Source organism: Marinobacter fonticola, assembly GCF_008122265.1.
Taxonomy (GTDB): Bacteria; Pseudomonadota; Gammaproteobacteria; order Pseudomonadales; family Oleiphilaceae; genus Marinobacter_A; species Marinobacter_A fonticola.
Window position 1 is genome coordinate 1,662,275 of sequence record NZ_CP043042.1, and the last position, 12,682, is coordinate 1,674,956.

General features: G+C 55.1%; 4 protein-coding genes, 2 tRNA genes and 3 rRNA genes. 5 read left to right on the top strand and 4 right to left on the bottom strand.

Annotated features, from left to right (window positions below):
* Nucleotides 1-310: 310 nt before the first annotated feature.
* The 5 genes from FXO11_RS07420 (at nucleotide 311) to rrf (ending at nucleotide 5,613) form a co-directional block, all read left to right on the top strand.
* Nucleotides 311-1,851: ribosomal RNA gene (locus FXO11_RS07420) — 16S ribosomal RNA — on the top strand.
* A gap of 88 nt (nucleotides 1,852-1,939) precedes the next feature.
* Nucleotides 1,940-2,016 (top strand) — tRNA-Ile (locus tag FXO11_RS07425).
* A 94-nt stretch (nucleotides 2,017-2,110) separates the two neighbouring features.
* A tRNA-Ala gene (locus FXO11_RS07430) sits at nucleotides 2,111-2,186 on the top strand.
* Nucleotides 2,187-2,507: 321 nt separating this feature from the next.
* Nucleotides 2,508-5,401, top strand: a 23S ribosomal RNA gene (locus FXO11_RS07435).
* A gap of 96 nt (nucleotides 5,402-5,497) precedes the next feature.
* Nucleotides 5,498-5,613, top strand: a 5S ribosomal RNA gene (rrf, locus tag FXO11_RS07440).
* Together the 16S, 23S and 5S rRNA genes with 2 tRNA genes alongside form the textbook arrangement of a ribosomal RNA operon.
* Before the next feature lie 275 nt (nucleotides 5,614-5,888).
* On the opposite strand, the gene FXO11_RS07445 is transcribed toward rrf, so the two are convergent.
* From FXO11_RS07445 to FXO11_RS07460, 4 genes are all read right to left on the bottom strand, one after another.
* On the bottom strand, nucleotides 5,889-6,647 hold the full coding sequence (locus FXO11_RS07445; protein ID WP_148862392.1) for a response regulator: 759 nt from the start codon (nucleotides 6,645-6,647) through the stop codon (nucleotides 5,889-5,891).
* A 119-nt stretch (nucleotides 6,648-6,766) separates the two neighbouring features.
* Nucleotides 6,767-7,480: a sensor histidine kinase gene (locus FXO11_RS07450; RefSeq protein WP_168203136.1), complete on the bottom strand. Its 714-nt coding sequence runs from the start codon at nucleotides 7,478-7,480 to the stop codon at nucleotides 6,767-6,769.
* Nucleotides 7,477-9,120, bottom strand: a complete 1,644-nt coding sequence (locus FXO11_RS07455; protein ID WP_148862393.1) for a tetratricopeptide repeat-containing response regulator — start codon at nucleotides 9,118-9,120, stop codon at nucleotides 7,477-7,479. Before FXO11_RS07455 ends, FXO11_RS07450 begins: the two co-directional genes overlap by 4 nt.
* 39 nt (nucleotides 9,121-9,159) lie before the next feature.
* The gene (locus FXO11_RS07460; RefSeq protein WP_148862394.1) at nucleotides 9,160-12,681 is read right to left on the bottom strand and encodes a hybrid sensor histidine kinase/response regulator; all 3,522 of its coding nucleotides are present in this window, start codon (nucleotides 12,679-12,681) and stop codon (nucleotides 9,160-9,162) included.
* Nucleotide 12,682 lies beyond the last annotated feature (1 nt).

Below are 12,682 nucleotides of genomic sequence, written 5' to 3' on the forward strand. Positions count from 1 at the left end.
CTCCCTCTCTGGGCTCTGTAGAATGCGCACCACTTCTGAGGGACACAGCGGAGACGCGAAGTTCCGGGAAGCGCGCAACCACGGTGTTTAGAGCCGATAAAAAGTTCTAAAATAGTGGTTGACAGGTTGAGTGATCGCTGTAGAATACGCGGCCTCAACAGGGCGAAAGGCCCAGCTCTTTAAAAAGTTGACCAAGTAATTCGTGTGGGCGCTGGCTGAGGTATTTCGGTACGAAATATCGAGACAGTGACTCGTCGAAATTGAGTTTTGTCTTGAGCAAGATTAGAGATCTTCGGATCTTGTATGATTTAAACTGAAGAGTTTGATCATGGCTCAGATTGAACGCTGGCGGCAGGCTTAACACATGCAAGTCGAGCGGTAACAGGGGGTGCTTGCACCCCGCTGACGAGCGGCGGACGGGTGAGTAATGCATAGGAAACTGCCCAGTAGTGGGGGATAGCCCGGGGAAACCCGGATTAATACCGCGTACGTCCTTCGGGAGAAAGCAGGGGCTCTTCGGACCTTGCGCTATTGGATGTGCCTATGTCGGATTAGCTAGTTGGTGGGGTAAAGGCCTACCAAGGCGACGATCCGTAGCTGGTCTGAGAGGATGATCAGCCACATCGGGACTGAGACACGGCCCGAACTCCTACGGGAGGCAGCAGTGGGGAATATTGGACAATGGGGGCAACCCTGATCCAGCCATGCCGCGTGTGTGAAGAAGGCTTTCGGGTTGTAAAGCACTTTCAGTGGGGAGGAAGGCCTTAAGGTTAATACCCTTAAGGATTGACGTCACCCACAGAAGAAGCACCGGCTAACTCCGTGCCAGCAGCCGCGGTAATACGGAGGGTGCAAGCGTTAATCGGAATTACTGGGCGTAAAGCGCGCGTAGGTGGTTCGATAAGCGAGATGTGAAAGCCCCGGGCTCAACCTGGGAACGGCATTTCGAACTGTCGGGCTAGAGTGTGGTAGAGGGTAGTGGAATTTCCTGTGTAGCGGTGAAATGCGTAGATATAGGAAGGAACACCAGTGGCGAAGGCGGCTACCTGGACCAACACTGACACTGAGGTGCGAAAGCGTGGGGAGCAAACAGGATTAGATACCCTGGTAGTCCACGCCGTAAACGATGTCAACTAGCCGTTGGGGATCTTGAATCCTTAGTGGCGCAGCTAACGCACTAAGTTGACCGCCTGGGGAGTACGGCCGCAAGGTTAAAACTCAAATGAATTGACGGGGGCCCGCACAAGCGGTGGAGCATGTGGTTTAATTCGACGCAACGCGAAGAACCTTACCTGGCCTTGACATCCTGCGAACGCTCTAGAGATAGAGCGGTGCCTTCGGGAGCGCAGTGACAGGTGCTGCATGGCCGTCGTCAGCTCGTGTCGTGAGATGTTGGGTTAAGTCCCGTAACGAGCGCAACCCCTATCCCTAGTTGCCAGCACATTATGGTGGGAACTCTAGGGAGACTGCCGGTGACAAACCGGAGGAAGGTGGGGATGACGTCAGGTCATCATGGCCCTTACGGCCAGGGCTACACACGTGCTACAATGGCGCGTACAGAGGGCTGCAACCCCGCGAGGGTGAGCTAATCTCATAAAACGCGTCGTAGTCCGGATCGCAGTCTGCAACTCGACTGCGTGAAGTCGGAATCGCTAGTAATCGCGAATCAGAATGTCGCGGTGAATACGTTCCCGGGCCTTGTACACACCGCCCGTCACACCATGGGAGTGGATTGCACCAGAAGTGGTTAGTCTAACCGTAAGGAGGACGATCACCACGGTGTGGTTCATGACTGGGGTGAAGTCGTAACAAGGTAGCCGTAGGGGAACCTGCGGCTGGATCACCTCCTTAAACGAAACCGAACACTTCGGTCAGAGCCCACACGAATTACTTGGTCAGCCTAAAGAGAGCATAAGGGTCTAAGCGGGCCCATACCATTGGGTCTGTAGCTCAGGTGGTTAGAGCGCACCCCTGATAAGGGTGAGGTCGGTGGTTCAAGTCCACCCAGACCCACCAGAATTTCGCTGCTCGGCGTTATCAAAAGACTTGCATAGCAGGCTATGCGGCGCCTTTTGATGCCTTGATCAGCAAAATTCTTGGCAGCTTTACTGGGGCCATAGCTCAGCTGGGAGAGCGCCTGCCTTGCACGCAGGAGGTCGGCAGTTCGATCCTGCCTGGCTCCACCAATAACCTGAGAATGAAACGGCTGAACAGCTTAGTCGGTAGTGTGCAGAAACAAGCGTTTCAGATTGATGACAATCCGAAGCCCTTCTTTCTGATCACTGGGTCAGAATGCTCTTTAACAATGCGGACAAGATTGCAAGCCGGATGGCTTTATCTCTTTATCTCCGAGATGAACCATCCATGATAGCGATTTCAAGCGTTATCCGGTGTTAAATCGTTGGATTGCTTAATCTTGGATCAACCGTTGGCAGGACAAAAGGCTGTCGACAGGTTTAATCAAGCGTGAAGTTTACGCCGATTAAACAGTTGGTTTGGGGTTATATAGTCAAGCAATTAAGCGCATACGGTGGATGCCTTGGCAGTCAGAGGCGATGAAAGACGTGGAAGCCTGCGATAAGGCTCGGGGAGCTGGCAAACAAGCTGTGATCCGGGCATTTCTGAATGGGGAAACCCACCTGGTTTCGGCCAGGTACTGTGCACTGAATCCATAGGTGTACAGGGCGAACCGGGGGAACTGAAACATCTAAGTACCCCGAGGAAAAGAAATCAACCGAGATTCCCTCAGTAGCGGCGAGCGAACGGGGACTAGCCCTTAAGCTGGGTGACGGGTAGACGAAGGTTCTGGAAAGGACCGCCATAGTGGGTGATAGCCCCGTAGTCGAAACCCCATCCTAGTGAAATCGAGTAGGTCGGCGCACGTGAAACGTTGACTGAACATGGGGGGACCATCCTCCAAGGCTAAATACTCCTGACTGACCGATAGTGAACCAGTACCGTGAGGGAAAGGCGAAAAGAACCCCTGTGAGGGGAGTGAAATAGATCCTGAAACCGTATGCGTACAAGCAGTCGGAGCCGACTTGTTCGGTGACGGCGTACCTTTTGTATAATGGGTCAGCGACTTATGTTCAGTGGCGAGGTTAACCATCTAGGGGAGCCGTAGGGAAACCGAGTCTGAATAGGGCGACTTAGTCGCTGGACATAGACCCGAAACCGGGCGATCTATCCATGAGCAGGTTGAAGGTGCGGTAACACGCACTGGAGGACCGAACCCACTGTCGTTGAAAAGCCAGGGGATGACTTGTGGATCGGAGTGAAAGGCTAATCAAGCCCGGAGATAGCTGGTTCTCCCCGAAAGCTATTTAGGTAGCGCCTCGGACGAATACCACTGGGGGTAGAGCACTGTTTCGGCTAGGGGGTCATCCCGACTTACCAAACCGATGCAAACTCCGAATACCAGTGAGTACTATCCGGGAGACACACGGCGGGTGCTAACGTCCGTCGTGAAAAGGGAAACAACCCAGACCGCCAGCTAAGGTCCCCAAATACCAGTTAAGTGGGAAACGATGTGGGAAGGCGAAGACAGCTAGGAGGTTGGCTTAGAAGCAGCCACCCTTTAATGAAAGCGTAATAGCTCACTAGTCGAGTCGGCCTGCGCGGAAGATGTAACGGGGCTCAAACTGGTTACCGAAGCTGCGGCTGCATACATTGTATGCGGGGTAGGGGAGCGTTCTGTAAGCCTGTGAAGGTGGGTCGAGAGGCCTGCTGGAGGTATCAGAAGTGCGAATGCTGACATGAGTAACGATAATGCGGGTGAAAAACCCGCACGCCGGAAGACCAAGGGTTCCTGCGCAACGCTAATCGGCGCAGGGTGAGTCGGCCCCTAAGGCGAGACCGAAAGGTGTAGTCGATGGGAAACGGGTTAATATTCCCGTACCTCGCGTGACTGCGATGGAGAGACGGAGAAGGCTAGGTGAGCCGGGCGACGGTTGTCCCGGTTTAAATGTGTAGGCAGAGGACTTAGGCAAATCCGGGTCCTTAATGCTGAGACATGACGACGACTGCCCATTGGGCGGGAAGTCACTGATGCCCAGCTTCCAGGAAAATCTTCTAAGCTTCAGGTCACGAGAGCCCGTACCCCAAACCGACACAGGTGGTCAGGTAGAGAATACCAAGGCGCTTGAGAGAACTCGGGTAAAGGAACTAGGCAAAATGGTGCCGTAACTTCGGGAGAAGGCACGCCGGTGTGTAGGTGAAGCCCCTTGCGGGTGAAGCTGAAGCCGGTCGAAGATACCAGGCCCCTGCGACTGTTTATTAAAAACACAGCACTGTGCAAACACGAAAGTGGACGTATACGGTGTGACGCCTGCCCGGTGCCGGAAGGTTAATTGATGGGGTTAGTCTTCGGACGAAGCTCTTGATCGAAGCCCCGGTAAACGGCGGCCGTAACTATAACGGTCCTAAGGTAGCGAAATTCCTTGTCGGGTAAGTTCCGACCTGCACGAATGGCGTAACGATGGGGGCGCTGTCTCTACCCGAGACTCAGTGAAATTGAAATCGCCGTGAAGATGCGGTGTATCCGCGGCTAGACGGAAAGACCCCGTGAACCTTTACTATAGCTTCACAGTGAACTTTGAGCATGCTTGTGTAGGATAGCTGGGAGGCTTTGAAGCGGTGACGCCAGTCATCGTGGAGCCAACCTTGAAATACCAGCCTGGCCTGTTTGAGGTTCTAACTTGGTCCCCTGATCGGGGATGAGGACACTGTGTGGTGGGTAGTTTGACTGGGGCGGTCTCCTCCCAAAGTGTAACGGAGGAGCACAAAGGTGGGCTAAGTACGGTCGGACATCGTACGGTTAGTGTAATGGCACAAGCCCGCTTAACTGCGAGACGGACAGGTCGAGCAGGTGCGAAAGCAGGTCATAGTGATCCGGTGGTTCTGTATGGAAGGGCCATCGCTCAACGGATAAAAGGTACTCCGGGGATAACAGGCTGATACCGCCCAAGAGTTCACATCGACGGCGGTGTTTGGCACCTCGATGTCGGCTCATCACATCCTGGGGCTGAAGCCGGTCCCAAGGGTATGGCTGTTCGCCATTTAAAGTGGTACGCGAGCTGGGTTTAGAACGTCGTGAGACAGTTCGGTCCCTATCTGCCGTGGACGTTGGAGATTTGAGGAAAGCTGCTCCTAGTACGAGAGGACCGGAGTGGACGAACCTCTGGTGTTCGGGTTGTCACGCCAGTGGCATTGCCCGGTAGCTATGTTCGGACAGGATAACCGCTGAAGGCATCTAAGCGGGAAGCCCCTTCCAAGATGAGATCTCCCTGGCCCCTCGAGGGCCCTGAAGAGCCGTTCAAGACCAGGACGTTGATAGGTCGGGTGTGTAAGCGCTGCGAGGCGTTGAGCTAACCGATACTAATTGCTCGTGCGGCTTGACTATATAACACCCAAGCCAACTGCGGATAACGCAGGAAATCGCTTCAGCTTTGAGCTTCGGCTCACGCAATCTTGTCCCGCCCAGTGGTCAACCTGTTTGCCTGACGACTATAGCGGTCCGGAACCACCTGATCCCATCCCGAACTCAGCCGTGAAACGGACCAGCGCCGATGGTAGTGTGGCATCTGCCCATGCGAGAGTAGGTCATCGTCAGGCTCCTAAATAAAACAGCCCCGACAGCGTAAGCTGCCGGGGCTTTTTTATTGGTCTCACAAAAGTGACTACGGAGTGCGCACAGCGGTGCCGCCAGGGTCGTCGTTGCAGCCCAAGGGTCTGCCGCTGCAGGCCCCCCGTATCGAACGCGCGCGCCCTCCCTCACCAACGGCCCCGAAGGGCACTAGGTGTGAATAGTGATAGTCGTCCCCCCAAAAACAAACCCCAACACTGCATGTTGGGGTTCATAAAAAAATGCTTTAGATACAGGGTTAAACCTAACCCTCTTCACCACCATTCAAATCAACCAGCGCCGCAATAATTTCCTGAACCACCGTAAACTGCTGGCTGATGCTGTCCATTACCTGCTCCAACGCTATTAGTTTGAAGGTAAAAAAGCAGGCAGCGATAAAAAACGCAACAACGGTAAGCAACCAGTATAGCTTCAACTTCCTGTACCGTTGCTCCAAGGCTGCTTCCTGGCGTGTCTGTATGGTGGTTAATAGACCTTTGAGTTGGTGAAGTTCATCGTGGGTTTCTTCGTAAGCGATTTCGAGAGTGGATAAACGCCCGGTCAGACGACGGTTCAGCATCAACTCGTCAGGGTTTGGACTACCGCGTTCCACCGCACTCTCGTCGGGAAACTCAAGCAAGGGCGCTTCTTCAGCACCGGCGAGGATGGATTCGATCATAGCTAGAAGTTGATCACGGTCCACTTGTTTGCTGATGACTCCTGACGCACCCCGTGCTTTGGCGTCTTCAAGGTATTTATCGGCGTTCTGCGAGGTGTACATGAATACCGGTATGTGGGCTGTGTCTGGATTGTTCTTGAGACGTTCCAGTGCCTGAAACCCGTTCATGCCAGGAAGTAGATGGTCCAGAAAAATCAGATCATAGGGTTCCGCCTGGAGCATTTGGAAGCCTTCTTCCGCCGAAACGGCACCCTTGGTTACCAGGTCGGCTTTCTGGAGCAATCGGGCGAGGATAATTCTCGCCGTCGAGGAATCGTCAATAATCAGCGCTTGGCCGCGAGCCATAGTCTTCTCCTTGTACGCATACGACTCCGACCGCAGTGTGATTACAACGTTGTCACATCCCTGGAGTCTGGCAAAAGTTAGCGACTAAGACTCGCTGAATCAAGGAGTTTCGTTGGTATTCACGGTAACCAGATCTCAAAAACACCGCCGCCCAGTGGTCCGCCATTTAGAATTCGGATTTCACCGCACCGATCGCCATTGCGGTGTAGGTGAGCAACCGCTTCAGCAAAGTAAAGCCCGAGCCGAGTGCTGCCTGATTGGAAATTGATGGGCTCGGCGGCTGAGGAGGCGGATTGCAGCATGGCGTGAGGATAACCGGAGCCATCGTCGGCGACCCGTATGACCAAGTATCCCTCATGCTCCCCCGCGCTAATGTAGATGCTGCTGCGAGTATAGCGAATGGCGTTGTTAACCGTGTTATTGATGACGCCGGCCAGTAGTTCGGCATCGAAGTAGCCGCTTACAGAATCGCATACAAGGGTATGCTCAAGGCCATGCCCTTCAAGTAGTGGGACATGGCGCGCCAACTGGGCCTCTAGATAATCGGGCAGGAAATGCTCTTCGATATGGGCGCTGAGGGTGTCCTGGTCGAGTCGGTAGAGCCCGAGCAGTTGCACCAGGTCTCCATGCACCCTTTCGGCTTCATATCGTAGTGTATTGAAACGAGGTGAGCTCCCTACGCTACCTGGGATCTCATCCCCCAGCTCGTCGAGCGAATGCAGAAGCATGCCGAGCGAGTTCTTCATATCGTGAACCGCTGATGCCATAACCATCGTGAAATCCAGGGATTCGGTAACTGGTTCGGTCCGCTCGGGTTTGATGCTATCGATCATGACAGGGACTCCACTTTCCGCTGCAGGGACTGGTAACGCCGGTATTGTTGATTGTTAGGGGAGAGGTTTCTCAAGTTCTCAAGACTCCGCTTGCATTCGTCTAGCATGGACTGGTCCTGAGGTTGAGCTTCCAGCTGCTTTAAGCGGACTTGCACTAGATTAAGGTTGAGCGCGGCGTGCTTGGGAACAAAGCTTAGCGCTTCTTGGAATGTCTTTACCGCAGCGTTGAGGTCTCCACTTTCGAAAGCCGAAATACCCTGACGGTTCAAACGGCGGGCTTTGACCCGCTTGCGAAAGCTCACAGGTTCATCCAGCAGGGATCCGATGGATCGCTGTAGTTCCTTGTCGTCAGGAAAGCGCTGAGAGAGCGTATAGAGACGCTTTTCCGCCTCATTACGGTGATCAATAGCGAAAAGAGTGCGGGCGAGTTCAAGCACCGTTTCAGGCGCCATGCTTGCTTCGTCAACACGGGTAACAATGCACTCGACGAGCTGTTCCGCTTCTTTGGCTCGTCCCTGGCTGGCATGCACCCGTGATTGGACCAATATACTCTGGCGATGTTCTTCCTCAGCATCGGGAAAGCGCTTTTTTACAGCCTGAAGTGTGCGTAGCGCCTCTTCTGCGTGAGCCTGTCCTTCCTCGCTATGATCGTCGTCACTAAGCTCACTCAGAGAGCGCCCCAAGTTGAGATAGTGCTCGGGGTCATCGTGAATGCTGTGCATACCCAGGTGAACGGTCTTGCGCCAAGCTGCTGAGGCCACATCCAAGTCCTGATTTTCGGTGGCCATGATAGCGAGGTTACGCTGTCTCAGGATCGCGTTGGGCGATAATTTGGCTGCCGTCTCCAGTGTGCGCTGAGCAGCGGCAGGCTTACCCGCAGCCGCCAGCGCCTGGGCTTGGAGATCGTAGGCTTCCATAAGGTCTGGCTGGTGTTCGACCAGAATTTGCAGGGTATGAGCCGCTTCCTGGTAACGCCGCTCGGCGATCTGGACGCGGCCCAAGCCCAGCCGTGCCCAGGCGATTTCTCGCGATGCCAACACATCTTCGCAGACCTTGCGTGCATGACTATAGTCGCCGACCTGATAGTAAAGATCGGACATTGTTTTGAGTATCCAGGTCTTATAGCGAGGCTGCTGTGGCAAGAGCTGAGTGCACAGTGAGATGGCTTTGGGAAGGTTTTCCAGATCGATTTCACGGTTAATAGGGTAGAGCACCGAGCGCTGGTGAAAAAGCGCATGCAGTCGTTGGCTGAGAGCGGCCTGGTTAATGGGTTTGGTGAGGTAGCCGTCCGGATGGTACTCGCGCGCACCCATGACCATTTCCTTGGAGGTTTCTGCGGTCACCATAACGAAGAGCGAGGTGCGGCGTAACAGCTTGCGGTGTCGCAACTCCTCCAATACATGCTGGCCACTCTTGCCCGTACCGAGGTTGTAGTCGCACAACACAATATCGTATTGGTCGTAAGTGCAGTTCTGAATGGCTGCGGCACCATTGGAAACGGCGTCAATGTGGCCCAGACCCAGGCCCCACAGCATTTGGCGCATCGATAGGCGGAAGTTCTCGAAGTCGTCCACAATCAGCGCGCGGAACTTGGAGAAGTCATTTTCGGAACGCGCTTTGGTCTTCGCCAAGGCAGTCATAAATTTCACCCCGGATAATCGTTGGCGCACGCTTCTGTACTAGCCTTGGGCAGCCCGTTTGAGTTGTTTGTTGACCATGGCTCGCAGGGCTGCCGGCTTCACCGGTTTGTACAGGATTTGGTAACCCTGTTCCAGAGTTGCGGTTTTAACATCTTCCGCCATGTAACCGGTAATGAGGATGCCTGGAATAGGACGACCGAAATCGGCCTGTAGTGCATTCATTGCGTCCAGACCACTCTGATCGTTATCCAGTTGGTAGTCCGCGAGAATAATGTCGGGCGCCTTGTTACCTATAGCCTGCCTGGCTTCCTCCAGGCTTAGGGCGGGTGTGACAACGCAACCCCAGTTGTTAAGCAGCGCGATCATTCCATCAAGGATGTTCTCGTCGTTATCAATGCATAGGACAGCCAGATCCCTTAGGTTGGACAGTCCGCGGGACGATGTTTTCCTGCCTATAGAGGGGGCCGGCGCTTCGATGGGTTCTACCCGGGGAACCGTAATACTAAAAATGCTACCGCGTCCCTGCTCGGACCGAACGTTAACCGGATGGTCAAGCATAGTGCTGATACGATCCACGATGGCCAATCCCAAGCCTAAACCTTTTTGGTCGCTGGCCTGCTGCAGCCGCCGGAATTCTTCGAAGATCTGCTTGAGTTTATCGCTGGGTATGCCGGGACCGGTGTCCCAGACTTCCACGCGCACATAGCCTTTCAGGCGTCGACAGCCAAGGAGGATGCGGCCTTTCGGAGTATAGCGGGTAGCGTTGGATAGGAAATTCTGGATAACCCGGCGCAGCAGCTGTTGGTCGGAATGAATCCAGGCCGAGCAAGGCACCATATGCAGTTCGAGACCCTGTTCATGGGCGATGGCGGAAAACTCCGTCGAGAGATGCCGGAGTAGGTCGTTGACGGGAAATCGCGTTAATTTCGGCTCCAGAGCCCCGGCGTCCAGTTTGGATATGTCCAACAGGGTGCTGATGATCTCCTCGGCCGCTTCCAGGGAGCTGTCGATGTGATCCCCCAGGTCTTTCAGCTCTCCCTGCGCCTTGCCCACCAGCGCCGAGGTGAAGAGCCTGGCGGCATTCAAGGGTTGCAGCAGGTCGTGGCTGGCCGAAGCCAGGAAGCGTGTCTTGCTCTGATTAGCCTGTTCGGCGACGGATTTTGCCTTCAGCAGCTGTTCGTTTAAGACCTGCAATTCTTGTGTGCGCTCTTTAACCCGTTGTTCCAGATAGATGTTAGTTTCTTTTAGCGCTTGTTCGGTCCGTCGCATGGGCGTGATGTCTTGAAAGGTGATCACGTAGCCCCCGCCGGGAATCGGGCTGCCTTCGATCTTCAGGATGGTGCCATCCGGACGGTGCTGTTCGTCAGCGAAAGCCAGGGCTTCGCGCATGCACCGCAGACGATCTTCGAGCACTTCGTCGACTTTACGGGCTGGTAGGTTCATGGTCACCATGCTATATCGCACAAGATCGGCGAATGGCCGCCCGGCGCGAACGAAGCCGCGGGGATAGACGAACATATCGAGGTAACGCTGGTTCCAGACCACTAGCTGCTGCCGGTGGTTCACCACCGCCACACCCAGGCTGATATTCTCGATCGCCGATTGCAGCAGCTCGCGGCTGAAGGTCATGGCCTGGGAGGCTTCGTCGACGATGCTGACGACGTCCTCGATCTGCATGTCGCGACCCGTTAGGGTGGACTCCAGCACCACCCTTGCCGTAGATGCGCCAATGACCGAGGCCAGTTGGCGTTCCACGTACTTCATCAGATGTGTGCTGGCCGGACGCTGCGGAGCAATGCGCGTGGCGTTGCGGCGCTCATAGTTGCGAAACAGTGTTTCGGAGCGGTCTTCGCCCATAAAGCGATCCGCAAGCGCCTGCAAGTCAGCGGTCAGGATCTCACCTTGCCAAATTTGCTGTTGAGGCGTTTCGGCGCGTGGCTCGGGATCGTGAAAAAAGGAGGCAATCTGAATCTTTTCCCGAACGCGCTGCCGGGTAAAGAGCGACAGGGTGATGTAGAGCAGCGTATTGCTGCCTAGGCTCCAGATAATGCCATGGCTGACCTGATCTACTTCCATACCGAACAGGGCCGTGGGGCGTGTCCAGCCCATGCCCCAGAGGCCCTCTTCGATCAAGCTATCGCTCAGCCAGCCCGTGGATGCCAGGGCTGGAATCAGCAGGGTGTAACACCACATCAAGAAACCGGCAGCCAGACCCCAGACAGCGCCAGTGTGGTTGCCACGCCGCCAGACGATGCCGCCCACGAGGGAGGGGCCGAACTGCGCCGCTGCTGCGAACGACAACAACCCGAACGCAGTAAGGCTGTACTCTTCGCTTGCCAGACGATAGAAGCCGTAAGACGTGAGTAGGATGACGAAAATGGCCACCCGGCGAATACTCAGTAGCAAGTAGCTCAGATCGCCCCGCTGATTCATCCGCGGGCGGAAGAATTTGAGTAGCGCGGGCATGATGATCTCGTTGCTTACCATGGTGGCGATAGCGACCGAACATACGATGACCATCGCTGCTGCCGCTGAGCCTCCGCCGAGATAGGCCAGGATCGCCAACCATTGTTCACCGGCAAGAATCGGCAGGCTGAGTATCAGTACGTCGGGATTGGTATCGCCACTATTGGGTGAGAGGAGGCCGGCCGCGGCAATTGGCAGGACGAAGGCACTGGCGATGACCAGGTACGCGGGCATCGCCCAGCGAGCCGTCTCCAGGTCGCGGTGATCGGTGTTCTCCACCACCGTGACATGGAACTGCCTGGGAAGGCATATGATAGCCAGCATGGCGACGACCGTCTGGGTGACGAAAGCCACCGGCTCGACATTGTCGAACGTCAGGGTGCCAATCAGGTCGGCCTCGCGTACACGCTGGAGCAGATCGCCGAACCCGCCATAGAGGCCAAAGCCGACAAACAGTCCTACGGCAATAAAAGCGACCAGCTTGATCACCGATTCGAAGGCGACAGCCTGAATCATCCCCCGATGATGCTCGGTAGATTCCAGATGCCGGGTGCCGAAGAGAATAGTAAATAACGCCAGAACCAGCGTGATGTACCACGCCGCATCCCGCCAGGCCGCCTGGGTCAGGAAAGGGTCCGACAAGCCATCGGATTCCGAGAGCACGGTAAAACCCATGGCGATCGCTTTGAGCTGTAGCGCGATATAGGGAACGCTCCCCACGAGTGCAAAGACTGAAATCAGCGCCGCCAGAGTTTGGGACTTGCCGTAACGCGAAGCGATGAAATCCGCGATGGACGTACTGTTATTGCGCTTGCTGATGTAGATGATTCGGCGCAGGAGTGAGGAGCCGAACAGAAAAACCAGCAAAGGCCCCAAATAGATGGGAAGAAAGCCAAGGCCCTCTTGGGTTGCTCGGCCGACCGCGCCGTAGAACGTCCAAGAGGTAAAGTAAACTGCTAGGGAGAGCGCATAAATATGCGTGCGCGCGAACTTCTTTCGGTAAAGGCCAGGGTGGCGGTCGCCAGCCCAGGCCACGGTAAAAAGCAGGGAAATATAGGTGATTGAAATAAGGACCAGTAACCAGCCACTCAGCATA